The sequence below is a fragment of the Alloscardovia macacae genome (assembly GCF_002259705.1).
Classification (GTDB): Bacteria; Actinomycetota; Actinomycetes; order Actinomycetales; family Bifidobacteriaceae; genus Alloscardovia; species Alloscardovia macacae.
The window spans coordinates 397393-422805 of record NZ_MWWT01000005.1 but is presented as its reverse complement, the minus strand read 5'-3'; the positions used below and the strand labels follow the sequence as shown (position 1 = coordinate 422805).

At 56.7% G+C, this 25413-nt stretch carries 22 protein-coding genes; 4 read left to right on the top strand and 18 right to left on the bottom strand.

The window, feature by feature from the left end; translation table 11 throughout:
* Positions 1-52 precede the first annotated feature (52 nt).
* From mraY to mraZ, 7 genes are all read right to left on the bottom strand, one after another.
* Entirely contained in the window at positions 53-1147 is a 1095-nt protein-coding gene (gene mraY, locus ALMA_RS04520) for a phospho-N-acetylmuramoyl-pentapeptide-transferase (RefSeq protein WP_094726538.1), read from the bottom strand.
* Positions 1148-1166: 19 nt separating this feature from the next.
* Positions 1167-2666 (bottom strand): UDP-N-acetylmuramoyl-tripeptide--D-alanyl-D-alanine ligase, encoded by a 1500-nt coding sequence (locus ALMA_RS04515; RefSeq protein WP_094726537.1) that lies wholly within the window; start codon positions 2664-2666, stop codon positions 1167-1169.
* A 3-nt stretch (positions 2667-2669) separates the two neighbouring features.
* On the bottom strand, positions 2670-3707 hold the full coding sequence (locus ALMA_RS04510) for a hypothetical protein (RefSeq protein WP_148140254.1): 1038 nt from the start codon (positions 3705-3707) through the stop codon (positions 2670-2672).
* Between the two features lie 21 nt (positions 3708-3728).
* Positions 3729-5624 carry a peptidoglycan D,D-transpeptidase FtsI family protein gene (locus ALMA_RS04505; RefSeq protein ID WP_244568862.1) on the bottom strand — a complete coding sequence of 632 codons (1896 nt, stop codon included), beginning with the start codon at positions 5622-5624 and terminating at the stop codon, positions 3729-3731.
* A 142-nt stretch (positions 5625-5766) separates the two neighbouring features.
* On the bottom strand, positions 5767-6255 hold the full coding sequence (locus ALMA_RS04500) for a hypothetical protein (protein ID WP_086105848.1): 489 nt from the start codon (positions 6253-6255) through the stop codon (positions 5767-5769).
* Positions 6242-7315, bottom strand: a complete 1074-nt coding sequence (rsmH, locus tag ALMA_RS04495) for a 16S rRNA (cytosine(1402)-N(4))-methyltransferase RsmH (RefSeq protein WP_086105849.1) — start codon at positions 7313-7315, stop codon at positions 6242-6244. Before rsmH ends, ALMA_RS04500 begins: the two co-directional genes overlap by 14 nt.
* Positions 7309-7830 carry a division/cell wall cluster transcriptional repressor MraZ gene (gene mraZ, locus ALMA_RS04490; protein ID WP_094726534.1) on the bottom strand — a complete coding sequence of 174 codons (522 nt, stop codon included), beginning with the start codon at positions 7828-7830 and terminating at the stop codon, positions 7309-7311. Before mraZ ends, rsmH begins: the two co-directional genes overlap by 7 nt.
* Before the next feature lie 244 nt (positions 7831-8074).
* On the opposite strand from mraZ, the gene ALMA_RS04485 reads away from it, so the two are divergent.
* The 3 genes from ALMA_RS04485 to ALMA_RS04475 all read left to right on the top strand — a co-directional run bounded on the left by ALMA_RS04485 (position 8075) and on the right by ALMA_RS04475 (position 13175).
* A complete protein-coding gene (locus tag ALMA_RS04485; RefSeq protein WP_094726653.1) occupies positions 8075-10321 on the top strand; it encodes a HelD family protein in 2247 nt (748 codons plus the stop codon).
* A 66-nt stretch (positions 10322-10387) separates the two neighbouring features.
* Positions 10388-11689 carry a phosphoglycerate dehydrogenase gene (gene serA / locus ALMA_RS04480; protein ID WP_094726533.1) on the top strand — a complete coding sequence of 434 codons (1302 nt, stop codon included), beginning with the start codon at positions 10388-10390 and terminating at the stop codon, positions 11687-11689.
* A gap of 331 nt (positions 11690-12020) precedes the next feature.
* On the top strand, positions 12021-13175 hold the full coding sequence (locus tag ALMA_RS04475; protein ID WP_148140253.1) for a hypothetical protein: 1155 nt from the start codon (positions 12021-12023) through the stop codon (positions 13173-13175).
* Between the two features lie 95 nt (positions 13176-13270).
* Here ALMA_RS04475 and ALMA_RS04470 read toward each other — a convergent pair whose 3' ends face one another.
* The 11 genes from ALMA_RS04470 to trpB form a co-directional block, all read right to left on the bottom strand.
* A complete protein-coding gene (locus ALMA_RS04470; RefSeq protein ID WP_244568861.1) occupies positions 13271-13555 on the bottom strand; it encodes a DUF1653 domain-containing protein in 285 nt (94 codons plus the stop codon).
* On the bottom strand, positions 13552-14862 hold the full coding sequence (locus ALMA_RS04465; RefSeq protein ID WP_094726531.1) for an MFS transporter: 1311 nt from the start codon (positions 14860-14862) through the stop codon (positions 13552-13554). Before ALMA_RS04465 ends, ALMA_RS04470 begins: the two co-directional genes overlap by 4 nt.
* Positions 14863-14950: 88 nt before the next feature.
* Entirely contained in the window at positions 14951-15382 is a 432-nt protein-coding gene (locus ALMA_RS04460; protein WP_158520657.1) for an RDD family protein, read from the bottom strand.
* Between the two features lie 3 nt (positions 15383-15385).
* A complete protein-coding gene (locus ALMA_RS04455) occupies positions 15386-16078 on the bottom strand; it encodes a VanZ family protein (protein WP_094726529.1) in 693 nt (230 codons plus the stop codon).
* 20 nt (positions 16079-16098) lie between these two features.
* Positions 16099-16737 carry an NAD(P)H-binding protein gene (locus ALMA_RS04450; protein WP_094726528.1) on the bottom strand — a complete coding sequence of 213 codons (639 nt, stop codon included), beginning with the start codon at positions 16735-16737 and terminating at the stop codon, positions 16099-16101.
* A gap of 49 nt (positions 16738-16786) precedes the next feature.
* Positions 16787-17266 (bottom strand): 23S rRNA (pseudouridine(1915)-N(3))-methyltransferase RlmH, encoded by a 480-nt coding sequence (gene rlmH / locus ALMA_RS04445; protein WP_094726527.1) that lies wholly within the window; start codon positions 17264-17266, stop codon positions 16787-16789.
* 52 nt (positions 17267-17318) lie between these two features.
* Positions 17319-17783: a DUF1294 domain-containing protein gene (locus ALMA_RS04440; protein WP_094726526.1), complete on the bottom strand. Its 465-nt coding sequence runs from the start codon at positions 17781-17783 to the stop codon at positions 17319-17321.
* Positions 17784-17961: 178 nt separating this feature from the next.
* Entirely contained in the window at positions 17962-19584 is a 1623-nt protein-coding gene (locus ALMA_RS04435) for a Na+/H+ antiporter NhaC family protein (RefSeq protein ID WP_094726525.1), read from the bottom strand.
* 3 nt (positions 19585-19587) lie between these two features.
* The gene (locus tag ALMA_RS04430; protein WP_094726524.1) at positions 19588-20820 is read right to left on the bottom strand and encodes an aldo/keto reductase; all 1233 of its coding nucleotides are present in this window, start codon (positions 20818-20820) and stop codon (positions 19588-19590) included.
* A 6-nt stretch (positions 20821-20826) separates the two neighbouring features.
* Positions 20827-21189, bottom strand: coding sequence for a TIGR04076 family protein (locus tag ALMA_RS04425; protein WP_094726523.1), 363 nt, complete (start codon positions 21187-21189; stop codon positions 20827-20829).
* A 126-nt stretch (positions 21190-21315) separates the two neighbouring features.
* Positions 21316-22545 (bottom strand): tryptophan synthase subunit beta, encoded by a 1230-nt coding sequence (gene trpB, locus ALMA_RS04420; protein WP_094726522.1) that lies wholly within the window; start codon positions 22543-22545, stop codon positions 21316-21318.
* 490 nt (positions 22546-23035) lie between these two features.
* On the opposite strand from trpB, the gene ALMA_RS04415 reads away from it, so the two are divergent.
* Positions 23036-25396 carry a glycoside hydrolase family 3 N-terminal domain-containing protein gene (locus ALMA_RS04415; protein ID WP_094726521.1) on the top strand — a complete coding sequence of 787 codons (2361 nt, stop codon included), beginning with the start codon at positions 23036-23038 and terminating at the stop codon, positions 25394-25396.
* Positions 25397-25413 lie beyond the last annotated feature (17 nt).

The following is a 25413-nucleotide window of genomic DNA, read 5'->3' as shown; positions in this document are numbered from 1 at the left end:
CTGAATTACTGGTGAGTTACTACTAAGCTACTTAAGCTACTACTGTTCTTCTTTACAGCCCCGAGCGAATGACCCAGTCGAGGTAGAAGATGACGAGCGCTGCTATAACGCAGACCATCTCGATCATCCAGAAACGCACGACTACTTTATTCTCCGTCCAGCCTTTGAGCTCGTAGTGGTGGTGGATAGGCGCCATCTTAAAGACGCGCTTATGGAAGACTTTAAAGGAGAAGATCTGTATCACGTCCGAAACGGTCTCCCAGACGAAGAGACCGCCGAGTAGGACAGCAAGTACTTCCGTATGAGTGGCTATGGATAGAGCTGCGAAGAGACCTCCCAGGGCTAGAGACCCCGTGTCTCCCATGAAGATGGTGGCTGGGTTCGAGTTATACCACAGGAATCCGAAGCATGCAGCCACTGCACAGAGGGCGATGATGGTCAGGTCCTGAGGGTCCTGCACAGTGTACGCATGCGAGTTCATCTGCGGAATCTGATGGTAGCTCTGCCACATGCCTATGATGGCGAAGCCGAGGAATGCCACCATAGAGCTTCCTGAAGCCAGACCGTCGAGACCGTCAGTGAGGTTCGTCGCATTCGTCCACGCTGCCAGCAGGAAGTTCACCCAGATGACGAAGAGGATGGTGGAGACCACCGCGCCGAAGCTTTCGAAGTTTATGAACGGGCGCTCGATGAAGGTGATGCCCGAATGTGCGCTCACCTTCCCGTCTGGCGCTTGAAGAGTAAGTGAGAGGACGGCATAAATAGTGGCGAAGGCTATCTGGCCGATGAGTTTTCCGTGAATGCTCAGGCCCTCGTTCTGTTTTTTCGCCACTTTCGCGAAGTCATCGATAAAACCGAGTACTCCCATCGACACCATCACGAAGAGGACGAGCATGGCGTTCGCTGAGAATGGAGTGCCGAGAGTTATGTTCCGGTAAAGTGCGGATGCGAGCCAGCCGAGCACTATGGCGAGGTTTATGACTACTCCTCCCATAGTCGGCGTGCCACGCTTCACCTGATGGGACTGTGGGCCGTCCTGGCGGATGTACTGCCCGTAATGCAGCTTCGTGATGACGGACGTGACTACCGGCGTTCCCACGAAGGTGACCACGAGCGCCACGATAAGCCCTATAAGTACCGCTATCATGATGACAGTTCCCCTCCCTTTAGTGTATCCACTCGGATGCGAGTGCGCTCAGTCCGGATGCGTGCGACCCCTTCAGGAGAACCACAGCGTGATGCTGCTGGGCGAGCTTTTCCACGAGAGCGTTCGCCTCGTGAGCGTTCGCGACGAGCTGCGCTTTCTGACCTGCACCGTCTGCGAGGCATGCCGCCAGACGCGTGAGGTTTTCGTCCTCGCTCGAGCCGACGGCTATGACCGCGTCTGCATGCTCAGCTGCATAAAGGCCAATTCTCCTGTGAGCATCCTCTTCTCCACTGCCGAGTTCCAGCATGGCTCCGAGGACCGCGATGCGCAGCAGTCCTTCATCTGCCTTTTTATAGGATGCGAGGGCTTTCAGGCCTGCACGCATAGAGTCCGGGTTCGCGTTAAAGGAATCGTCTATGACGGTGAAGCTGGTCTCTCCTCTCGTCACTTCAGCCACGTGCATGCGGTGAGCACTTATAGTACTCATCTGGGAAAGCACGCTGGCAGCGATGTGCTCAGGGATGTCGAGACTATAGACCACGCTGAGCACAGCTAGTGCGTTAAACACATTATGCTCGCCACGGATGCCCAGGCGCAGGTCGAAGCTCGTTCCATCGGGCAGCTGGACACTGAACTTCGCGCGATTATCCTCATCCACTTGCGTATCCGTACCACGCACGATGACGGAGGAGACCATGCCGGACACCTTCGGCTTCGGCTGCTGCTGCGCATTTTCTCGGCTAAACCAGATGATGCTCGATGCCTTCGTCATATCCGCCATGGTACGCACATAGGAGTCATCCGCATTCAGGATAGCCACGCCAGAGCTGGTCAGCGCGCGCACTATCTCAGACTTCGCGTCACGTATTCCTTCTACGCTACCGAAGCCTCCCAGGTGTGCCACTCCCACCTTCAGCACGATGGAGATGTCTGGACGCGCTATGGTCGTCAAGTATGCTATCTCACCTTTCGCGGATGCTCCCATCTCTGCCACGAAGAAGCGCGTCTTCTCGTCTACCTGGAGGGCAGTCAGTGGAAGACCGATGTCGTTATTAAACGACCCCTGTGGAGCCACTGTCGGTGCCAGGCGCGAGAGTACTGCGTGCAGCATGTCCTTCGTCGTGGTCTTTCCCACGGATCCGGTAATGCCTATGATGGTGAATTCATTCATGCCTCGAGCAGCGAAAGCGCGACGCTTCTGAATATTTAAGCGTGCTATGTCCCCTAGAGCCCGCACAGTATTCTCTACGAGCAGCTGTGGCACTGCAGCACCGACGATGAGGTGGTCCACTACAGCCAGAGCTACATCTTCAGAAAGACCAGTCACGAAGTCATGACCGTCCACTCGCTCCCCTGCTATAGCTACGAAGATGGAGCCTGCCTGAGCCTGACGAGAATCCGTCACGACAGACGTCATCTGAACATCATCTTTTTTCTCTAAAGTCTCTACCCGAGTTCCCTGAATGTACAGGTCTCCCAGCTGAGCGTCGAGAAGTTCGTGTAGCGATGTAGAAATCATGACTTATCTATCTTTCATTTCGTAGGCTAAGCGCAGAGCGCTTTTTATGCTGCTGCGTTTTACTCCTGCAGCGAGGACCATAGTGACTGCGGTGGCGAGCTCCTGCTCGCGTTCGGATGCTTCAGCACCGAGGACTTCATCCACGAGATCTTTCGCATCCTGACTCGTTTCCACACACAGAGTCTGATCAGTTATCTCCGCTCCATATGCCTGGACATCCTGGCGAGCCACTCGTCGCAGCTCGTCGGCATCATCTTTCTGCGCGTGAGAGCGCAGGAAACTAGGACGCTTCGAAGTCGAAGCTGGAGCATCATCCAGGCCGAGAGTCTCCATCATGCCCGAGACATGAGGGCTCAGTTCAGGAACGTTATACGACTCACGCGACGTATTCGTATACACGTCCACGGTCACGCTCGTTAAGGAAAGTGCTTCGAGAACGGAATCATCGATGTGAAGAATAACGGACGTGGCTCCATCCTCAGCCATGACGAACAGCATGCTCTGGATGTCCAGTGGGGACAGTGGTGTGTTCATGTTCAGCTCACGCTCGAGACTGTGCCCTCCTCGCGCATCGATAACGCCGAGAGGATTACCCAAGTAGTGCAGCACACTATACAGAGCAGATACGAGCTTACCGGACCTATCCCCCTGGACGGCGAAGACTGCTAGAGACGCGGAAGGATATCCTGCCATGTCTGCGGCGATGCGCGCACGTTCATCATTATGTAAATTGGCAAACAAAACGGGTATCTCCGCATCTAACGGAAGCGCGGATGTCACCGCGGAATCCTCCACAGACTCGCTGACACTCTCCGCACGCATGAACACGATAGCATACGCGCCACGGCGGGCTGCCGCATGGACTATGCGCGGATCATACTCCCGCGCCGAACTGATGTACAGAGCACCCGGGGTAATGTCCTCCAGCGCGTCGGCCACAGACGTAACCGTCACGGCATCATGATGCGCACCGACAGCGCTAATCCCATACCGCCGCCGAATATCCCCCAAAGTAAGGTGCTCAGAAATAGATTCACTCACGCTAGACATAGTGCTTCAAGCCTACCACGTAATAGGAATAGCGTTCGTGCGCGGCTGCGACTGCGGAATCTGATACTTCTGCATGAGGAACTGCGCGACGTTTTTTACCACAGGACCAGCAGTAGCACCACCATAATATGCCTTCGCGTCCTTCAGGAAGACGGAAATAACGTAGGTAGGATTATCTGCAGGGATCACGGCGATATAATCTCCCACGATGCTCGTAAGGCGCCCATCGCTTCCCGCTACTTCTGCCGTACCGGACTTTCCCGCTATACGGTAGCCTTCCACGCCGGCCGTCTTCGCATACTCCTCACCGATATTCTCCATCATGTTCAGCACAGTACCGGCAGTCTCTTCGGAGACGACACGCTCGGACTTATTCACGGCAGGAGTAGTATCCTTTCCATCCGCATCTGTGGAACTTTCCACGAGCTTCTGGCCCAGGCGCACGCCACCATTCGCTATGGTGGCCACGACATTCGTCATCTGCAGAGCATTCACCGTATAGCCCTGGCCGAACAGAACCGTCTGCTGAGTGCGCGTATCCCACTGGTCGTAGCGACCGAGCAGGCCCGTAGATTCACCCGGGAAGTTTATACCCGTCGGCTGGCCGAGTCCGAAAGCAGTAATGTACTGGTAGCGCTTTTCGAGCGAGTAATTATACGCCGTCATGATGGTACCTGTGTTATACGAGTGGTACAGGATGCCTGCCAGAGTAAGGTGCTCATCGGGATGCGGGAGAGCATCATGGTACGTCTGGCCTTGATATTCCAGGCTGTAAGGCACAGTAAACTGATCGGTCGCCTTATGTAGCCCCTCTTGGATAACACCGGATGCGGTGATGACTTTACCCGTAGAACCAGGGTCGAAGGTGGCCTGCATGGCCAGCGACCCCTTCGTGAGGGCATCTGTAGAGTTCGCAGCATACTGGTTCGAATCCGCTATAGCGAGGATCTTCCCCGTCTTTACTTCCTGAACCACGCCTATGCCCCATGCGGCATTCTGGTCCTGGACGCGCTCTTTAAGCTCTTTATTAAGGAACCACTGCACATCTGCATCTATGGTAAGCTTTACTGTTCCACCTTGCTTCGCCACAGACTCGACTTCTTCCGTGCCAGGAATCTTCGCCGTGCCACGCACAGGATTCATCTGCTGGTAGGTTTCTACACCATCCACACCTTTAAGTGAGCCATCTTCCATGGCTTCTATACCCGTGACGCCCGTGTTCTCATTATTCACACCACCGAGGATGGAACCTATAAGCGTAGGATTCGAGTAGACGCGCTCGCTCATGAGCTCAGCTCCCACCACGCCAGAGAGGTGAAGAGCATCCACCTTACGCTTCAGCTCTGGAGTGACTTTATCTGCCACGACCACGTAGCGGGACTTTCCTGCCAGCTTCGCGCCCAGTTCCTGCACATTCAGGTTCAGCACTGGCGCGAGGATCCTCGCTACTGCAGATGGCCCTTTTCCAGGCACATCTTTTCCATCCACACTGTGACACGTGGTTTTGAGGTCTTGCTTCGCTTTTTCATAGTCCGCATCCGTCATGGAACGCTTGCGCTCAGGAGTGCAGGACACCGGCTTAAAGATTTTCGCTCCCACCTGGTCCACATAAATCTTATACGCTTCTACACTTTGAGCGAGAGTCTCCCCATTCGTATCCACTATGCTTCCACGCATGGCCTGTACGCGAGCGGTGACCGTGCGAGAATTCTGTGCTTCTGTGGCGAGACCACCTGCGCGGATGAGCTGAATATCCACGAGTTTATAGAGGCACCCAGCCAGAACCAGCGCCCACGCGACGATGATGACGAGTGTACGGCGGCGGATGGTATGCGCATGGGCTGCATCATATTTTTTCGGCGCGTGTGGCATTCTCTGTGCTGTCCCCTGGGGCATCCTACGTGGCATAAGTAAGCGCTTCCTCTAGTTCGCGGCGTCTCTATGACTGGTGGCTATGACTGGTCTCTATGACTGGTGGCTAAGGTGATGAGGTAACGTGGGAACCAGTTTCGTCTGGATACGTTCCCCAGTTCCTGAACTCGCCAGTTCCCTAGTTCGCGAGGTCTATGGTCATGGAGCTCGTTCCCTGCTGCATACCCAGCTGAGAAGCACGTTCTGGCAGTGATGTCTGCAGCTCGTTCAGCTTCGCCTTATCCTGCTGCACATCCTGCTTCAGTTTGCTCACGCTGGACTGCGTCTGAGCGATGCTAAAAGCATTTTCCGTCATGAGCGTACGCAGTCCGAGCGCTCCGAGCAAGCTTCCTATCAAACATGTTACAGAAAATACAAATACGACTACAGCCTTACGTCGGTTCTGTGCGAGGCTCTGGACGTGCGTAACGACGAGGGGACGCTGGCGAGCCTGAGCACTCGAAGACGTACGCGTGCTCGGGGATAATTCTAGCTGAGCTTGCGCCGCGCGCCCTGTGCGCTCGGTGCGTACTGTGCGCCCTGTACGCTCTATGCGCTCGGTGCGTACTGGACGTGCCATTCGTACCTCAGGACGGGTGGATATACGTGCTGCTTCAGCGGCGGCCATAATGTGCTCTCCTCGCGTTTTTGCTCATGGTCTTGTTTTTCGCCAGCGTATTCGCCGATTCTTTAAACGCTCTGTCTGGAACTGGCCGCGTCACTTCCACAGCCCTCAGACGCACCGATGCAGAGCGCGAGTTCCTCGCTATCTCAGCCTCGTCCGCCTTCATAGCTCCGTGCGTAATATCCCTGAAGTATGGCTGGGCATCTTCGGGGATGACAGGAAGCCCCGGTGGAACGTCGGCTGTAAGCCCGCGAGCGAAGAACTTCTTCACGCACTTGTCTTCCAGCGAGTGGTAGGACTCCACCACTATGCGCCCACCTGGTCCTAGTGCGCGTAATGCTTGCGGAAGCGTGTCCGCCAGCTTCGCGAGCTCACCGTTTACTTCTATGCGCAGCGCCTGGAAGACACGCTTGGCAGGGTTCCCGGCAGGACGCTTTGCTTTCGGCACGGTCCTGTCCACCAGTTCAGTGAGCTGGAAGGATGTGGAGACCGGTTCGCCAGATTCGCGCATGCGGATTATTTCTCGCGCTATCGGCCCACTAAAACGCTCTTCCCCATACTCTTTAAATATCCGAACAAGGTCGCCGTACTCATACGTGGCGAGGATGTCCTGTGCGGTCAGCGCCTGCGTGGTATCCATGCGCATGTCCAGTGGAGCGTCATGCGAGTAGGAGAATCCACGTTCTGTTTCATCTATCTGCAGGCTCGAGAGTCCGAGGTCCATAAAGACCGCATCCACCTGGTCCACACCAGCACGCTCGAGCACCTGCGTAAACTCGTCAAAGGCAGCATGTGCAGGGATAAAGCGCTCACCATATCCCTGGTCGTTCACACGCTTCGTGGCGAGAGCCAAAGCTTCCGGGTCACGGTCGATGCCGATGACGTGCACATCATCCAGTGTGCTGAGGAATCCACTTGTGTGCCCCGCCAGCCCGAGTGTGCAGTCCACGATCACCGGATACGCGCGTCCTGCACGACGAGCACTCTCACGCGCACTGGCTGTGACGAGCTCCACACAGTCGTCGAAGAGTACTGGCTTATGAATAGTGCTCACATCTACCATGGCATCACACCCATTCCTGCTGCTCCATCTGTGCCTCCACCCATGAGCGGCGCCACCGGCAGAATATCATCGGACATCGTGCTGTAATCCTCTTCTTGATCGTGCAAATACGTCTCCCAATCTTCCCTATTCCACAGCTCCGCGCGCGTGCCCACACCGATAAGCACCACGTCGTCCGCGAGATTCGCATACGAGCGCAGCATCTGCGGGATCATGACGCGCCCCTGCTTATCCGGTTCGAGAACGACAGCGCCAGACAGGAAGACGCGCAGATAGTTCCGCGCAGCGCGATTACTGAGGGAGACCTGCTGAATCTGCTGGGCGATGCGGCGAAATTCATCGTTCGGTAGCAAGTAGACGCACCGCTCCTGCCCGCGCGCCATCACACAGCCCGCGCCGAGCTGCGTACGCATTTTCGCGGGGATGGCCACACGTCCTTTACTGTCGAGTTTCGGCTCGTACGTACCGAGAAGAAGGTCCGGGAGAGGAAGATTTTTCGCCGATTCGTCTGCCATCTTCCCCTCCTTTCTTTTCTGAGGTCAATTTTCCCTCTATCAAACGTATTCACCACTTTACCCCATTTTCCCCCACTTTGCCCCACTATGTCGGAGAAATTTTAAGAAATTTGTTTGTAGAGACCTCGGTGTAGATTTGTATGGCAGTTTTTGGCTGTAGGAGAGATACCGGAAGTACAGGGGAATAAAGCGCGTGACTGAGCATTCGACCGATTATTCAGAGCAGATTCGTCAAGAGCAGTCCATGGTGGACGCCGCCTATGCACGTCTCGACGAAATCCGCGAATTGACGAAAAAACGTCTCGCTGACGTGCGCGGACGCGGGGCGCACGGCTCACCTACGCAGCGTTCCGAGCGCGACTCGTTCGCCACCATGTACGAAGACAGGCTCTATCAGCTGCGCTCGGTGGAAGACCGTCTCGTCTTCGGACGCATCGACACGGATGACGACAAGCAGCATCACATCGGACGTATCGGTCTGCAGAGCGAAAATCACGAATCCATTCTCGTGGACTGGCGCGCTGAAGCCGCACGTCCGTTCTACGAAGCGACCCCACGCCATCGTGGGAACATCTCGATGCGTCGCCATATCACCCTGAAATTCCGCGACGTCGTAGCCATCGAAGACGAAGTTCTCGACGTGGACTCCGAGCACGTGGCCAGCGCTTCCGAATCCGGTACACTCACTGGCGAGGGCGCTCTACTCGCCTCCCTGTCTACGCGCCGTACCGGTAAAATGACAGACATCGTGGCTACCATTCAGGGCGAGCAGGACAGCATTATCCGAAGCCCGCTGACCAGGCCGCTGGTCGTTCAGGGTGGACCAGGCACAGGAAAGACTGCCGTGGCGCTACACCGCGCAGCCTATCTGCTGTACACCCACCGCTCCACACTCCAGAACTCAGGCGTCCTCATCGTGGGGCCATCTCCAGCATTCCTGCACTACATCGACCAGGTACTGCCGTCTCTCGGCGAGACAGGTGTCATCTCGCGGACGCTGGGAGACCTCATTCCTGGCATTCACGCCACAGCCGTAGACGAGCCATTCGCAGCACGTGTCAAGGGAAGCAAGCGCATGGCGAAGGCCATCGCGAATGCTGTGGCCTCGCGCGTGCGCATTCCATCCGAGCTTCCCGTGCTTCCTGTGAACGGTGTGCGTGTTCCTATCACGCGTGCTGACATCGAAGAAGCTCAAGGAAATGCTCGCCGTAGCCGCCAGCCCCATAACCTCGCGCGAAACACCTTCGTCAAGTCCATGATCTCCCTGCTCATGGTTCGTTATCGTGAAGCACTGGACTATGAGCCAGAAGCTACTGAACTCGACGGAGCGCGCAGTACCCTGCAGATGAGCGACACGCTGCGCCGCGTACTGAACACAGCATGGCTACCTATGAATGCGCCATGGCTCGTGAATGACATGCTTTCAAAGCCTCACCGCATACGTCAGTTCGCACCGTGGCTGAAGGATAACGAAGTGTCTGCGCTCACGCGACCATCTGGCTCACCTTTCACTGTGTCCGATGTTCCACTGCTCGATGAAGCTTTCGAGCTTCTCGGCCCGGATCCTCACGAACAGCAGCGTTCATCAGCACGTGACGATGCAGAAAGCGCCGACGAAAGCTATGTGAATGACATGATGGCATCTATGGGACTTTCTGGGTCTGGCGTCTCTGCACGCACTGTGCTCGACCACATGAATGATTCCAGTGACCTGACTCTGTCCGAACGTGCGGGAGCAGACCGCGAATGGACCTACGGGCATGTGGTCGTCGATGAAGCACAGGAACTGACCCAGATGGACTGGCGCATGCTTCTTCGTCGCTGCCCATCGCGCTCCTTTACTATCGTGGGGGATGTGGCGCAGACCACTGCCCTCGGCGGTACCCATTCCTGGAAGACCATGCTGAATCCGTTCTTCGGAGCCGATGGCTGGGACCTGAATGAACTAACCATCGACTACCGTAATCCACAGGAAGTCTCGGACATCGCCGGCCAATTCGCCGCTTCCGAGGGACTGTATATCTCTACAGTCTCCGCAGTGCGCGCTGTGGAGGGGTCTGTGGAGCGTTCCCACGTTTCAGATATGAGCACTGCGGTGGACTCTGCTATACGCCATACCATTAATCTTATGGGAGCGTATGTCTCCTCGGACGGGACGGGGCGCGTGGCACTCATTTGTGACCCTTCCGTGCGCGATAGCATCGATAAGCAGCTACGCCTATCCATGAAGAATTCTGAGGATGTGAGCGACGAAGAGTTCGCACGTCTCACCTCCCAGCCCGCATGGGATGCCCAGGTGGGCGTCTATGTGCCGACGGATGTGAAGGGACTCGAATTTGATGCTGTGGTCCTGTGCGAGCCAGGCCTCATAGCACAAAACAGCGCGTCTCGCCTATCCGCTGCTGCTGACCTCTATGTGGCCATGACGCGCCCGACGCAAAAGCTTGTCATCGTCCAGACTGAAGAGGATAGTGCACGCATCGCGCTGTAATGCAGGTTCAGTATCGCTAGGTGGACACCTGCACGTGGAGGAGTCCCCTCTGAGTAGAATGTGACTATGACTACAGCACTTCTTCTCGAAAATATTCATGCCACGGCAGCAGATTTTCTGCGTAGCCGTGGCATCGACGTTATGACTGCCGCCGGAGCTATGGATGAGGATGAGCTCATCTCAGCAGTCACCGAGCACGACGTGAACCTTCTGGGAATACGCTCGAAGACACAGGTGACCGCGCGCGTCCTCGAAGCGTGCCCGAGCTTAGAGGCCGTGGGCTGCTTCTCCATAGGCACGAATCAGGTGGATCTAGGCTCTGCTGCGCAAAAAGGCGTAGCCGTGTTTAACGCTCCGTATTCGAATACGCGCTCTGTGATGGAATTGGTCATCTCGGATATCATCGCACTCATGCGACGCGTGCCGGAACACACGCTCTCCATCCGCTCACATACGTGGGATAAAACGGCGAAAAAATCGCACGAGGTCCGCGGAAAGACGCTCGGAATCGTGGGATATGGGAACATCGGTTCTCAGGTGTCCATCCTCGCCGAAGCGCTCGGAATGAACGTGGTCTTTTACGATATCGAGGAAAAGCTCGCTCTCGGAAACGCCACCCGCATGAACTCTATGGAGGAGCTGCTGCGCATCTCGGACGCTGTGACGCTGCACATAGACGGGCGTGCGTCGAACGCGGGCATCTTCGGCGAACGGTACTTCAGCATGATGAAGCAGGACGCGGTCTTCATGAACCTCTCACGCGGATTCATCATCGACGTGCAGGCGCTGTATAACCATCTGAAGTCCGGCCATCTGAGTGGAGCAGCCGTGGACGTCTTCCCTACCGAACCGAAAGCGACGGGCGACGAATTCGACACGCCGCTGACCGAAATAGCGAACGTCATCCTCACGCCGCACGTGGGCGGATCCACACTCGAAGCGCAGAAAGCCATCGGAGAATTCGTCTCGCATAAGCTCTACGACTATCTCGTGGACGGAAATACCTCACTGTCGGTGAATATGCCGAATTTGAATGTGAGCGCGGTGGCTGGCTCTGGGGCGGGGGCTGGTGCTGGTAGTGCGGGCGCAGGCGGTGCTGTCGGGGCCGGTGCTATCGGGTCCGGTGCTATCGGGGCGACGGCACACGCTCGACTCGCGCGCATCGCTCACTTGCATACGAATCTTCCGGGCATCCTCGCGAAACTGAATAACGTTTTGTCCGCGAAGAATCTGAACATCGTGGCTCAGTCGCTGGCGACCGAAGGCGACCTCGGCTACGTGATTACAGACGTGGCTGGCGTGCTTTCTGAGGAGGATGTGCAGGCAGTGCAGGATATTCCGGGCACTGTGCGCGTGCATATTTTGTAAGGACGTGTGTGCTTGCTGGGTGCTGGGCTGGCGCTGAGGGGCTAGGCACAGGGCACTGAGGGGCTGGGGATGCTGATGTGGATGCGTCACCAGCCCTTTCTGCGTGCGCCCCATCGAAAGGTTCAGGAGTTGTTTGTAAATCATCTCATCCTTACAGGTATTTACCCGTTTCAACCCCTCCTATAGCCGACGAAATGAGACGATTTACAAACAACTTCATGAAAGCAGTATTCGTCCTCCCAACATGCACGCTCGCGACACGGTTATCCACATCTGCTAACAATTGCTTTTCACGCGTGACATTTTCATCATGAGGCATCACACTGGAAACATGAAACAAGCTATAGACCCACCGCTGATGCAACCAGCCACTCATGCTGAGCGCTGTGCATGGAGCAGATACGCCGCTAAAGGCACTCTTCTCCAGCCTATCCCAGGGTACTACGCTGAGCCTGACGTATGGAATTCGCTGACACCCTATGAGCAGACCTTAGCAAAAACGTATGCCTATGCACGCTCACACCCGAAGTGGCCACTGCGCGGAATGTCTGCCGCGCTCGTACTGGGTGCTGTACCTGAGTATCCGGAGTACTACAAGTACTGCCAAATTACGCATTTTTCCTATAACCGATTATCTTCGAAGAGCGTCCGCAAAACGATGCTTGTGGATTTTCGCCATAATCCCCACCCACTCCCCGATGAACTCGTCACGCAAAGGCTCGGATGGTATGGGAAGAAGGCGGATTATCCTATCTTTCTCCTTCCGGAAAAGCTGGCGTTCAGGTTTAAGGTGATCAATGAAGATTACTGTTTAGTCAGTGGTCTACTCATTACCTGTATCTCACAGATAGTCATAGACATATTCCGTGAAGTTCCTTTCGAGATAGCGCTTCCTGTGTGCGAGTTTCTCGCACGCTTCTACCGCCATAGTGTGGAGGATATTCGGGAGTATCTCCATGCCACGAATCCTTACTGGCGTACAGAGTCGGTGGATTATAAGCTCTCGCTTATGGATCTGAATTCTCCTAGTCACGCAGAGTCATTCGCTCGTGCGCGTCTTCTCGCTGCTGGTTTCCAGGCTCCTCAGCTGCAGACACAGCATGAGAATCTCCTCTACTCACCAGAACGTTCGCGGATTCGTACACTGTATAACGAGAAGAGCATGTATACGGATTTTGAATGGACAAATGTGTTCCCGAATACTCCTCAGCCGCATCTCGTCATGGAAGTGGATGGGCTCATTAAATATACGGATGAAGACATGCTGAAATCCATCCATGTCCAGAATTCTGCAGAGGTAGCTTTGCGAGACCATGACCGCGATGAGGCTCTCCACCTCGTAGGCTGCCGCGTCGTGCACGTTCAATTCATCGAGGCACTCGTCAACGATGGTGCGTCGATGATACGGAAGATGAAGTTAGCTGGGGTCCCTGAGATTCCTGAAGAGGAGAAAATAGAACGCCAAAAACTTCTTAGAACTCAGTGACGTTGTTTGTAAATCATCTCATTTTAGGCTCGTCATTCCTCTCATGAGCTTCATTTGTGAGATGATTTACAAACAACTTAACTTTTCGCCTCAAGCTACAGCTCCACTCGCTCAAACCTCCACTTCTGCGATGCATCCGGATACTTCACGGTATCCACTGGAGAAAGGAACATACGAGCTGGCCGCACCCAGAGACCGCCGTCGCCGTAGAGTTTGCGGTACACCACCATGTCCTCAAGCGTTTCACTATCTGTGGCGAGAGCTTCGACATAGTAATAATGGCCTTTAAAGTGGCGGTAGACGGCATGCACCTCGACGTGCCGTTCTTCCGCGTCTCCACTCATCCGACTCGCCCCACGCGTATCACTCATCTCGCTCATCGCAGCGTCTCCAGTCCGAACTTATTAATACGCACCACATGCCAGGCACACCATGCATTCAGCAGTACCACGAGAGTCATAGCCCACGCGAAGGAGACGCCTGGCATATGCTGGCCACCGTAGACAAAACCATAGAGCAAAGGCCCCGCGGCAGCGATGAGGTAGCCGAACGACTGGGACAGACCGGATAGGTCCGCCGCATCTGCAGATGTGGCCGCCTTCAGCGGATAGAACGTGAGCACCATCACGAAGATGGCCGTAAAGAAGAAGCAGCTCACGCCACCGAAGACATACCAGTAGACTGGTCCCCACAGCGCATCCATCGGGCGCACTGGATACAAAGCCACCACAGCCACTTGCACGAGCGTCACCCACACGACGAACCAGAGGTGATACACGCGCTTGGTCCTCGCCAAAAACATCGGAATAATCAAAGACGCCGGCAGTCCAGCGAGATTAAAAAGCACCATGATTCCCGTGTAGTGCATGCCAGAGATATGTGACGCCCCGAGCATGACAGGAAGCCACGCACTGAGAGTGTAGGAAAGGAAAGCCTGTCCGGCGAACATACCCACGAAAAGCCACGTGCGAATGTCACGCAGGAAGCGCAGCTTTGCGCCGGAACGATTCTCGGTTCGCGACCCCGTTTGCGGCGATGCATCTGCCCCACTTGCCACGCGGATCGGCGGCATCATCATGCTAATCAGCGCTGGAATCAGCGCCATCCCAGCCATCACCCAGATTCCTGCACGCCAGCCGAAAGCAGCAGTGATGAGCGGGTCTATGAAGACGAGCAGCACGGATCCGAAGACGAGGCCCGTCGAGTAACTTGTGGTATACAGACCAGGCTTTTCGGAGAAGACTTCGGTGACGAGAGTAGGCATGCCTATGTTTAGTATGGCTATCCCCGCTCCGATCAGTCCCGTGGCCACAAGCATGGTGTTCCATGTCACAAGCAAACGCATCAGACTCCCCACGACGATGAGCCACATGCCCAGCTGCAGCGTGCGCGTAAGGTTCAGTTTATCGGCCAGCCATGGCACGATGAGCGAGACGAGAACGAACATGAGCAGTGGCAGGCTCGTGAGAATTCCGAAACTGCCCGGGTCGCGTCCCATCTCGCGCGACATCGGTTCGATGTACAGCGGGAGCACCACGATAGGCGCGCGCATAATAAGACCCGCGAGAATAAGAAATGCGGCTATCCAGCCGGTTTTCATTCGCGCGGGTTCGTTCGAGATAACATCCGACGCCTCGTACGCGTCAGCATGGTCGGTTCGGGGTTCGGGGAGGGCGTGCTCTTCCATCCTTCTGCCTTTCCGCTCGCATCACGGTTTTACGCCCTCACTTTAGCAAGAATCTATGCCAATTTTCCCACTGGCGTGGCGCGCCACATCAGGTTCGTGAAACCGCCTGCACAGGAGAATTGACCACACCAGATACGCGGTCGTGGAAGAAGGAGCGCGAACGAATATTCGCGATAAAATTCACCACGAGCAGCAGGTTCACAAGCGCAAAGAACAGCAAGCAGCCCACAAGGACGAGAGCGCTTTCGGAGTTCAGATTCATAGCAGTAGACAGCACGCCGTTGATACCGAGGATGGTGCCGTAGAACACGCCAGCACGTACAGCCAGCGCGCGTAGAGTAGGCGCGCTGCCATCCGCGCTCACGAGGCGTACACGCACCAGCCATTTGCCGAGCGTATATCCGCGTGTCATATACGGAAGAAGCACGAAATACAGCGCGATACCCGCAGCCGTAATAAGCCAGTGCACACCATTCACACGCACGATGCCGTTCACGAAACCTATGCCCAGGTCGAGCACCACTCAGTCGATGAGGAGCGCGACGCACCGACGCAGCACGCCTACTCCGCGCGTCATCACTTCCGAGCGCTTCTTCGTATCCACGCTATCGAGTGACGGAATAAACCACAGAAGCGCAGGAACGAGCGCATACCCGAGCATTCCTCCGAGCGTATTCTGCATAAGATCATCCACGGAGAAGAGACGGTACGGCGCATTATAGATACCGAAAAGACCTGTGAGCTGGCTCGTCTCGAAGAAAAGCGTGAGGCAGAACGTGATAAGGGTAGTGGCGCCGAGTTTCAGTCGGAATAAGTAGCGTAAGAACATGCCGAACGGTACGGTGAGCAGGAGGTTAAAGGCCACCTGAAGGAAAGCGCGCTCACGGAGCAGGTGCAGATACGTACTCGGCCTGCTCGGTACCACCTGCGTCTCGCGGATGATATCCATGATGGACGAGAAGGGGACGAGGTAATAAGTCTGACGGTGCGTGCCGAGCAGCGAGATAATGTCTCGCGTGGGCGGAAGCGTCAGAATCACGAGAAAATACGCGCACATGAGGTACAGCACGAACGCGTAGATGGCAGCCAAGCGCCACATGTTCATGAAACCGAATTTGCGGTACTGGTAGATGTATACGGGCAGCACGAGCACAGCCGCTATGGCTGGAAAGAACAGAAAAGCCGTCTGAATAGGCATAGTATACGCGCTCAGCATACGCAAAAATCTCCTCTCGTTTACTCCTGGACGTCGATGATGGCCACGTTCTCACCGGAAAGCTCATACGGATTCTCCACCACGCGGCACACCACGTCTGCTATGGACTCTCGTGCGACGTCATGCCCGTGAACCAGCCGCCCTTTCGGGATGAGCTGGTAGTGTCCTGGCTCTCCATCTGCACTGTCCTTAAACCAGCCTGGACGCAGAATCGTATAGTCGAGACCTGAGCTTTCGATGATGTCTGCAGCACGCAGATACGGCAGGAGAATGTCTGGGATTCCCGGACTCTCGCTTCCCCGTACGTCTCGGCTTTGCCTACCATCACGCTCATCCGCCACTTCCCCGTAAATCCCGTACGCGCTCACGAAGACGATGCGCCTAGCGCCCACGCGATTCATGGCGGCCACCACCTGGCCTGCCATGAAGGGAAGGTCTCCAGAAAGAGCCACGAAGACCACATCCGCATCGCGCACAGCGTCCTCCAGAGCGCTTGCGTTATCTGTGGACGCGCTCATTCTCGTCACGCGCAGATTAGCTACGAGACTTAAGGCGGTACGGGAAAAGAGCGTCAGATGCGCATCCGTCTTCTTCAGCAGAGCGCGCGTAACTACGCGTCCGAGCGAGCCGGTGGCTCCTATGATGGTGACGTTCGTCATGATTCGTATGCTCTCCTCTCCCTTATGATTCCTCGCGAAGTATGTGCTTTTACTTATGGTACGCCTGATGGTTCATGATGCGGTACGAGCGATAAATCTGCTCACTGAGCACCACGCGCGCCAGCTGGTGCGGCATGGTAATGCGTCCGAAGGAGATGAGTTCATCAGCTCTCTTCTTCACTTCTGGAGCCAGCCCGAGTGAGCCTCCTATCAGGAAGGTCACTTTACTGTGTCCACGCAGCCCGCACTGCTCTATCGTCTGCGCGAGCTGCTCGCTCGTGACGAGTTTCCCCTCGATGGCCAGAGCGATGACGTACTCGTCGGGGCTTATTTTCGCGAGGATGCGCTCGCCTTCCTTCTCGAGAATGAGAGCATCTTCTTTCGCGCTAGCATTATTCGGCGTTTTTTCATCCGCGAGCTCTACTATCTCGAACGTGCAGTATGCGCTCAGCCGCTTGGCATACTCTTCCACGGCTTGCTTCCAGAACTTTTCTTTCAATTTCCCGACGGCGAGTATTTTTATTCTCACTTTTTCTCCTGCTCGTTTTCACACCATTCTACGGCAGGCTCTCGAAAGCATTCTAAAGCCAGCCCGCCGCGCGTGCATACGCGAGGAGCGCCACATGCAGCAGGGAGAAAGCCACCTGTCCCCACACAAAATACCATGTATGCACTTTATGGTGGAAGATAAGCATGCTCAAACTAGCCCCCACTACTCCTCCGAGAAGGGACTCGGCGAGAAGCACTGCTTCGGGAGTACGTCGCCACTCGCGTTTCAGCCGAGAACGCTTTCCATTTCGCACAGCGATGCCCTTATCTATGGCATAGTGGACGAAGGCGAGTGTGCTGAATACTGCCGCATCGTACCCTATATAAAGGAGTATCTGGCGCGAACGCGCATCCAGCTGGCTGAGCGAGGTGAAGCTCAGGCGACTCGCTTCGAGATGGACTGGCCCGTACAGAGCCATAAGTGCGAGCACAGCTGCCACGAGCACGATGAGTCCTAGAAACCAGCCTGCGACGTTCTGTTTATTCACTTTTACCATGAGTCACCTCCTCGCCTTTCTGCTATCCCCGCCCTGTACTGGGACGTTCCATTCTACTCACAGCCCACTACGAACACCTCTCGAAAACACGCGGGCGGATACGGCCATCACGTCTAGCCATATCCGCCCTCAGCCCTCAGTTCACAGCCCTCGGCCCGCAGAAAAGCAGAGAAAATTACTATTCTCCTCTCCCCCGCTCGTATATTCGCCCCCAGCCTGTGAGCACGGAACCGAGAAGCACGAGGAAGAGCAGAGCTGGGTAGACCATGTGGGCGCTGAGCTCTACCACGCTCACTGCTGCTACTCCATTTTCTGCATATCCACTCGTCAAGCTCGACCCGATGAAGACGAAGACGCTGAGGAAAGGAATACACACAGCCAGACCATTCGCGAAGCCGTCGAGCAGGTTTGCGCGGCGGTACGGGTGAAGTCCTGCACGCTGGCCGAGACCGTCACAGACTTTACCGAATGTGGTCATGGACGCTGAGGTCACACCACCGAACAGGAGCGTCGTCACAGTGATTCCCACCATAATGATGAGTTCGGTGCCACGAGCACTCGCCCCGAAACGCGACCTTCCGAGACGAGACAGCAGAGCGTCGAGAAGTCCAGCCGCCTGTAGCACTCCCATGATGCCATAGACAGCGATGACGAGGATCACTGTGCTCATCATAGAATTGACACCCTCGAAAAGGAAGCCAGCAGGAGCGCCGTCCTTCACGGACACGATGTCCTGCACGCCCAGAATGCCGGCGGCGAGCCCCACGCCTGCGCCGCTGAGGATGCCGAGGATGATGCTCAGGTAAAGGTCTTTCGTCAGTACGACGGCACCGAGCATCAGCGCGACCGGAAGGAGCATGAGGAGGGTTTTCGGATCTGCTGCGACCGCGGAATTGGCGAATGCAGCGCCGCCTGTCATTCCATCGCCTCCCGCAGAACCCACAGAACCCGCGACACTCCCGCTCCCGCTTCCGCCGAACAGTGCTAGCAGAAGGAAGGTCGCCGTGCCCGCGACGGCCGAATACTTGAAGCGCGTGCGAACGGCCCCGCCCACGTCGGCCGTAGAGCGGCGATCACCAGAATAATGCTGCGTGGACGCCGAAATAATGGTCGTATCCGAAATCGGCGCGAGATTATCGCCGAAAATAGCGCCGCCCACGATAGCTGCAGCGAGGAACGCTGGATGCGCGCCGAGCAGCACGCCAGCCGGATAGAAAATAGGAAAAGCGGTGAACATCGTGCCCAGCGAGGAACCTGTGGCCGTGGCGATGATGCACACGAACAGAAAGATGAGCGCGCTGAGCAGCCCACCCGAGACACCCACGTGCTGCGCTATCCAGAGGAAACCGCCGGAAAGGTTCGCGGATTTGATGAGCTGGGAAAACATTCCGATGGCCAGTAGCAGGATGACGATAGGCGTGGCTTCGCGCACGCCCGCATAGACCGCGTTCCAGTAGTGTGCGCGGGACGATGCTGCGCCGTCCCGCTTCGCCGCCCTGTCATCTCGCTTCGTCGCGCCGTCCTGCGTCACTGCCCCGTCCTGCTTCGTACCGCCGTCCGTCCGCACGAATAGCGCGGTGACGAGCAGCGCACTCAGCGCGGCCATGGCGAGCACGCCCATGTCGAATGCTTTGAGCACGACGAAGAATTCTATGCAGAATCCGAGGAAAACGGCCAGTGGGAGGAGCGCGACGAGCGGGCCGCCGTAAAAGCGGATGGTCGGTTTCCCGCCTGTCTGCGTGGCCGGCTGGACGGTCGGCTGCGCGTCCGGCTGGACGGTCGCGGTAGTCTGAGTAGTCATAGTTTACTTCCCTTCCTTGCTGTTCTGAGCATCACCATCGGCTTGAGCTTCGCGATCCCCTCCCTCCGCCTCATTCATACGAATGATGGAGCGGAAGATGGAGTGCGGGTCGCGCTCGAGTTCGTACGGTTCGCCCGGAACAGTCGGGTACTGCGCGAGCAGAGCGTCGATGCGTTCCACGTCGTCGGCACTCAGCGAGAGCGTGCCGATGCGCGCGTTCTCCGCCACGTGGCGCGAATTGCGAATGCCTATGATGGTGGCTGCCACGCCAGTTTTTTGCAGAATGTACCGCGTCGCGACCTGGGCTATCTGTACGCCGTGCTCACGCGCGATGTCGTTCAGCAGTTCGAGGATGCGCAGGTATCCGTCCGCTCCGAGGCTTGCGTCGATAATCTGGAGATATTTGACCTGCGAGCGCGTTTCCGGCTGGATGTCCACGAAACTTTCTGTCACGTTTGCGCCCGCACGAAGAATGTCGAGATATTTTTCGCTGAGCAGTCCGCCGGCGAGCGTTCCGTAGCAGATTTGCTGGATGTGCGCGCTCCGTCCGGCGCCGCCCATGTTCCGCCCGGCGCCGCCCTCTCCCTGTCCGGCGCTACCCTCGCCGCGCGCGGCCTCGGAGCTCGTATCCAGGCTCGTCCCGTACTCGACCATCGCCCGCTCCACGCGCCTGTCGAAGACCGAGTACTGGCTTTGGCAGGAGATGACGGGGATGCCGGCGTCCACGAGTGCTGCCAGGTGCGCGGTGTCGAAGTTCGTCACGCCTATGTGTCGGATTTTTCCTTTATCGCGCAGTTTCACGAGGTTCTGCGCGACCTCGATGTAGCGGTCCACCTCGTAATCCCACCAGTGGAACTGAATGAGGTCGATGTAGTCGCGTCCGAGTTTTCTTAGGCTCCGGTCGATGATGCGTTCCGTGTCCGCGAAGCTGACGGTTTTCAGGATGTCGTAATCCGGCACGTATTTTTCGTGAATTTGGATATCGTCGGACGTGAGCGCTCCCTCGCCTTTCGAACCGCGCAGTTCGCGCAGGAACGCTCCGAGCACGTCTTCCGCGCCGAGGTAGATGTCCGCGAGGTCGAAGGTGGTCATGCCGCGTTCGGTCAGCTCGTGGAAGGCGTGCAGGATGTCCGCGGTATCGAGGCGTCCGGAGAGCGTGTGGCCGGGCGAGAGCTGCCATAGGCCGTTCAGGACGCGCGAGATGCTGTATCCGGGTGTCAGTTCTGTTCTCTCCATTTTTCTTTAGTCCAATTCTTCCTCATCCACCCCTGCCACAGGCACGACGGTGGTCTCTTCATGGGTAAAGGTGCGCGAGGTGATGCGCGTTATCTGAAAGGCAGCTCCACAGTGGGGGTCTGGGCACGCGATGATGCTATCTGAAAGCATCCAGTCTGCTTTCTGCAGTGGCCGCTGCTTAGCTGGTAGGAGTGGGAGCAGTGCCGCGAGCGCGTACAGGGAGAAGGAGCGAGTCTGCTCGAAGATGAGATTTTCTCCCTCGACGAGGAAGTAGTCTCCCACGTGGTGGCTGCATACGAAGGGGCGTCCGGTTTCTATGACTTCCACTTTCAGCGTGGACAGTTCGAAGGTATGGAAGGTATGGTTCATGGTGGTTCTCATTCTGGGCATGCATATGCACACCGTCAAAAAATTCGATACACTGAATATATGGCTAGAGTGCGCGCTCTTTCTCTCTATCTCTCGAACGCGCCCCTAGCCCCTTGTGTTCTGACCTTATGCCAGTTCTGGATGCTCCTGAAGGTAATCCTTGATGGATGCCACATCCTTGTCTCCACGACCGGAGACGTTCACGATGATGATCTGGTCTTTTCTCATCGTCGGTGCTCGCTTGATTACTTCTGCGAGCGCGTGCGAGCTTTCTATGGCTGGGATGATGCCCTCGGTCTTCGAGAGCAGGAGCAGTGCTTTGACTGCTTCATCATCTGTGGCTCCCGTGTATTCGGCGCGACCACTGTCCTTGAAGAAGGCGTGCTCTGGGCCTACGCCTGGGTAGTCGAGGCCTGCAGAGATGGAGTATACTTCTGCTACGCTTCCGTCCTCGTTAAACAGGGAGTAGGTCTTCATACCATCGACCACACCGATGCGCCCCTTTTCCATGGTGGCTGCATGCTGGTGAGTATCCAGTCCCTTACCTGTGGCTTCTACGCCGATGAGCTTCACCGACTCGTCGTCCACATACTGAGAAAATGCGCCGATGGCGTTCGACCCTCCACCCACGCAGGCGATGACTGCATCCGGCAGTCGTCCTTCCTTTTCGAGGATCTGACGGCGCGACTCTACAGAGATGACTTTCTGGAATTCATGCACGATGGTCGGGTAAGGATGTGGACCCACTGCAGAACCCAGCACATAGAAGGCGTCGAGGTCATTCATCCATGCGCCGAAGGCTGCATCCACTGCGTTCTTCAGCGTGGCTGTCCCCGTTTCGACGGCGTGGACGGTGGCTCCCATCATCTCCATACGAAAGACGTTCAGCTTCTGGCGCTCCACGTCCACAGCACCCATGTAGATGTCACACTTCATACCGAATCGCGCTGCTGCGGCAGCCGTGGCCACACCGTGCTGACCTGCACCGGTTTCTGCTATGACACGCGTCTTTCCCATGCGCTTGGCGAGCAGAATCTGACCGAGGACGTTATTCAGCTTATGCGAGCCGAGATGATTCAGGTCTTCGCGCTTGAGGTATATCTTCGCTCCACCGAGGTAATTCGTCAGTGATTCAGCGTAGTAGAGCGGGGTCTCGCGTCCTGCATAATCCTTCAGATAGGCGTGATATTCGGCGAGGAATTCGGGATCATCCTTATAGCGGTTAAAAGTTTCTTCGAGTTCGTCGAGCAGCTTCTGGATAGGCTCGGGAACGAAGCTGCCTCCGAACTGTCCGAAGTAGCCGATGGTTTCTGGAGTGGTCTCTGGAGTGGTTTCTGGAGTGGTCTGGTTCGTCATGGTATTTTTTCCTTTATTTTTTGTCTATTTTTCTCGTCACATTTCCTGGGCTACGAGGATGCGCCATCGCTTCATAGGAAGCTCCTTTCTAGTAAATGAGGTATAAAAAAATCCCACCTAGATATCTAGATGAGATTCGGTCGAAAAAAAAGACTTTGTCTCACATAGATACGTTCTGTGATGGATACGTATCTATGTGCTGCACAGACACGCTCTATCCCTGCCAGGTACGCCAAGCGCGCCAGCTACGCCAGCTCGTGAGAACTACTGCGTGGGACAGATGCTGCATGCTGTGCTCCTTTCTGTATCAGCCCGCTTCAGCGGGGAGTAAAGTCTTGAGTGCTACGCTAACACACACTCGCGAATATGCACATCTCGGCGTGTCACATAGTGAGATTCCCACACTCCATCCCACGCCACACCAGGGGTACATCGTTCTACCTCCCGCGCTACCATAGACTCAAAACCCACCCACGCAAGGAGGCTTTCGATGACGAATGAAGCATACTGGGATGCTACTCTGCCCGTAGAGGAACGCGTGCGCGACCTGCTCGGGCGCATGACGCTGAGAGAGAAAATTGGCCAAATGCTGCAGCTGGACGCACGAACGAACCTCGACGACACGGTCCTAAACAAAACCGCGGGCTCTATCCTCCACACCTCACCGGACGACCTCCCGCGCGCGAACGAACTCGTGCAGGCCACGCGGCTGCGCATCCCACTGCTCGTGGGCGACGACCTCATCCACGGCTACTCTTTCTACCCGGGTGCGACCATTTTTCCTGAGCAGCTCGGCATGGCGGTCAGCTGGGACGCAGCGAAGATAGAACGCGCGGCGAAGATTACGGCGCGAGAAGCCGTCACGACGGGCGTCCAGTGGACCTTCTCCCCTGTGCTCGACGCCGCGCGCGACACGCGCTGGGGCCGCGTGGGCGAGACTTTCGGCGAAGACCCGTACCTCATCGGCGAGCTCGCCTCCGCTATGGTGCGCGGATATCAGGGTGGAAGCCTGACGGGCGAGGCGACTCTCGGAAAGAAGAATATCCTCGCCACGGCGAAGCATTTCGCGGGATACTCCGAGACGCAAGGCGGACGCGACGCCTCGGAAGCAGACCTGTCTCGCCGTAAGCTCACCTCGTGGCTTTTGCCGCCGTTCGAGCGCGTGGCGAAGGAAGGCATCGGCACGTTTATGCTCGGCTACGAGTCCATCGAAGGCGTGCCTATTACGCTGAATAAGTGGCTGCTAAACGACGTTTTGCGCGACAAGTGGGGCTACACCGGCACGCTTATCACTGATTGGGCGAATGTGAGCCGTCTCGTCTGGGAGCAGCGCGTGCTGCCGAATCCTGTGCTCGCTGCTGTGGCGGCTGTTCGCGCGGGGAACGACCTCATTATGACCTCGCCGGAGTTCTACGATGCTGCGTACGAGGCTGTGGAACGCGGTCTGCTCACTGAGGACGAGCTCGACGCGCCAGTGTCGCGCATTCTCGCGCTGAAGTTCCGCCTCGGCTTGTTCGAAGATCCGCGTCTGCCTGATGCAGCGGCGGCGAAGAAGGTCATAGGGAATGCCGCGCATTCTGCTGCCAATTTAGACTTGACTCGCGAGTCGGTCGCCCTCCTGAGAAATGATGGCACCCTTCCGCTGCCACATAAAGCGCATAAGGTGGCACTCATCGGACCGCTCATCGATGACGCGCAGACACAGCTGGGAGACTGGGCAGGAAATTCCGGCCAGGTCTCGTGGATGCCAGACGGACATCCACGCTCCACCATCACCACCGTGCAGGATGGTTTCGAGCGTCTCATGCCACACGACTGGACACTGACCACTGCCGAAGGCGCACGCATCGTGGACCTCGTGCCAGACCCTGCTGGCGAGTTCTACCCAGATGGCCAGCCACGTCCATATGTGGGCCAGAGTGCCCCAGTGGACGATGCGCTTATCCGTGAGGCTGTAGCGAAGGCACAGGCTGCAGATGTGGCTGTGGTCGTGGTGGGTGATGTGATTCAGCTCATCGGTGAAGGCTGCTCTACCGCTACTCTCGAGCTGCTCGGCGGACAGAATGCACTGCTGGACGCCGTCATAGCCACCGACACTCCTACCGTCGTGGTCCTCATGTCCAGCAAACCACAGATTCTGCCAGACAGCGTTCTACATGACGCAGCTGCACTGCTCTGGGCGCCAAGCCCAGGCATGAAGGGCGGCCAGGCCATCGCGGAGATCATCATGGGCATGGTCAGCCCATCGGGCCGCCTGCCTATCAGCTTCCCACGCCACGCCGGCCAGCTGCCTGTGTACTATAACCAGATTCGCGGCCAGCATGGAGACCGTTACGCCGACCTCACCCAGGATCCAGCCTTCGCCTTCGGCGAAGGGCTGTCCTACACGACATTCTCCTACGGAGACGTACGCTTCGAGAATGTGACGCGCGAGGTCGAAAGCGTCGAGGATGTGGATACGTCCGTGTGGACCATGGGCTCTGCAGATGCGCAGGACGAATCCGATGCACCGGCAGTCATGATTCCTGCCTATGGTCATGACGACACCGTGCGCGTGAGCATCGACGTGACAAATACTGGTTCGCTCAAGGGTGTGGAAGTGGTTCAGGCCTACATCGGCGACCTCGTCACTTCGGTGAGCTGGACTAACCGTGAGCTGAAGGCATTCCAGCGCGTGGAGCTCGCTGCAGGCGAGACGCGCACAGTCACCTTCGAGATTCCAGTCAGCGCATGCAGCATCGTGGACGCGGAGGCGAACCGCGTGGTGGAGAACGGAGAATTCGAAGTGCTCCTCGGCCATTCGTCACGCCGCCGCGACCTCAAGCGTGCAGTCTTCGCTGTGACGGACTAGGCTGGGCGCCACCGCGA

Bases quoted from the DNA above. Each gene is read 5' to 3' on its own strand.
- ALMA_RS04450 (WP_094726528.1), bottom strand. From the start codon at position 16,737: ATGACGAACGTCACCATCATAGGAGCCACCGGCTCGCTCGGACGCGTA.
- ALMA_RS04455 (WP_094726529.1), bottom strand. From the start codon at position 16,078: ATGCTGAGCGCGTATACTATGCCTATTCAGACGGCTTTTCTGTTCTTT.
- ALMA_RS04430 (WP_094726524.1), bottom strand. From the start codon at position 20,820: ATGGAGAGAACAGAACTGACACCCGGATACAGCATCTCGCGCGTCCTG.
- rsmH (WP_086105849.1), bottom strand. From the start codon at position 7,315: ATGGTAGATGTGAGCACTATTCATAAGCCAGTACTCTTCGACGACTGT.
- ALMA_RS04470 (WP_244568861.1), bottom strand. From the start codon at position 13,555: ATGAGCGAGATGAGTGATACGCGTGGGGCGAGTCGGATGAGTGGAGAC.
- ALMA_RS04465 (WP_094726531.1), bottom strand. From the start codon at position 14,862: ATGGAAGAGCACGCCCTCCCCGAACCCCGAACCGACCATGCTGACGCG.
- mraY (WP_094726538.1), bottom strand. From the start codon at position 1,147: ATGATAGCGGTACTTATAGGGCTTATCGTGGCGCTCGTGGTCACCTTC.
- ALMA_RS04435 (WP_094726525.1), bottom strand. From the start codon at position 19,584: ATGACTACTCAGACTACCGCGACCGTCCAGCCGGACGCGCAGCCGACC.
- ALMA_RS04415 (WP_094726521.1), top strand. From the start codon at position 23,036: ATGACGAATGAAGCATACTGGGATGCTACTCTGCCCGTAGAGGAACGC.
- mraZ (WP_094726534.1), bottom strand. From the start codon at position 7,830: ATGGCAGACGAATCGGCGAAAAATCTTCCTCTCCCGGACCTTCTTCTC.
- ALMA_RS04485 (WP_094726653.1), top strand. From the start codon at position 8,075: ATGGTGGACGCCGCCTATGCACGTCTCGACGAAATCCGCGAATTGACG.
- serA (WP_094726533.1), top strand. From the start codon at position 10,388: ATGACTACAGCACTTCTTCTCGAAAATATTCATGCCACGGCAGCAGAT.
- ALMA_RS04500 (WP_086105848.1), bottom strand. From the start codon at position 6,255: ATGGCCGCCGCTGAAGCAGCACGTATATCCACCCGTCCTGAGGTACGA.
- ALMA_RS04440 (WP_094726526.1), bottom strand. From the start codon at position 17,783: ATGGTAAAAGTGAATAAACAGAACGTCGCAGGCTGGTTTCTAGGACTC.
- ALMA_RS04515 (WP_094726537.1), bottom strand. From the start codon at position 2,666: ATGATTTCTACATCGCTACACGAACTTCTCGACGCTCAGCTGGGAGAC.
- ALMA_RS04475 (WP_148140253.1), top strand. From the start codon at position 12,021: ATGAAACAAGCTATAGACCCACCGCTGATGCAACCAGCCACTCATGCT.
- ALMA_RS04425 (WP_094726523.1), bottom strand. From the start codon at position 21,189: ATGAACCATACCTTCCATACCTTCGAACTGTCCACGCTGAAAGTGGAA.
- trpB (WP_094726522.1), bottom strand. From the start codon at position 22,545: ATGACGAACCAGACCACTCCAGAAACCACTCCAGAGACCACTCCAGAA.
- ALMA_RS04505 (WP_244568862.1), bottom strand. From the start codon at position 5,624: ATGCCACGTAGGATGCCCCAGGGGACAGCACAGAGAATGCCACACGCG.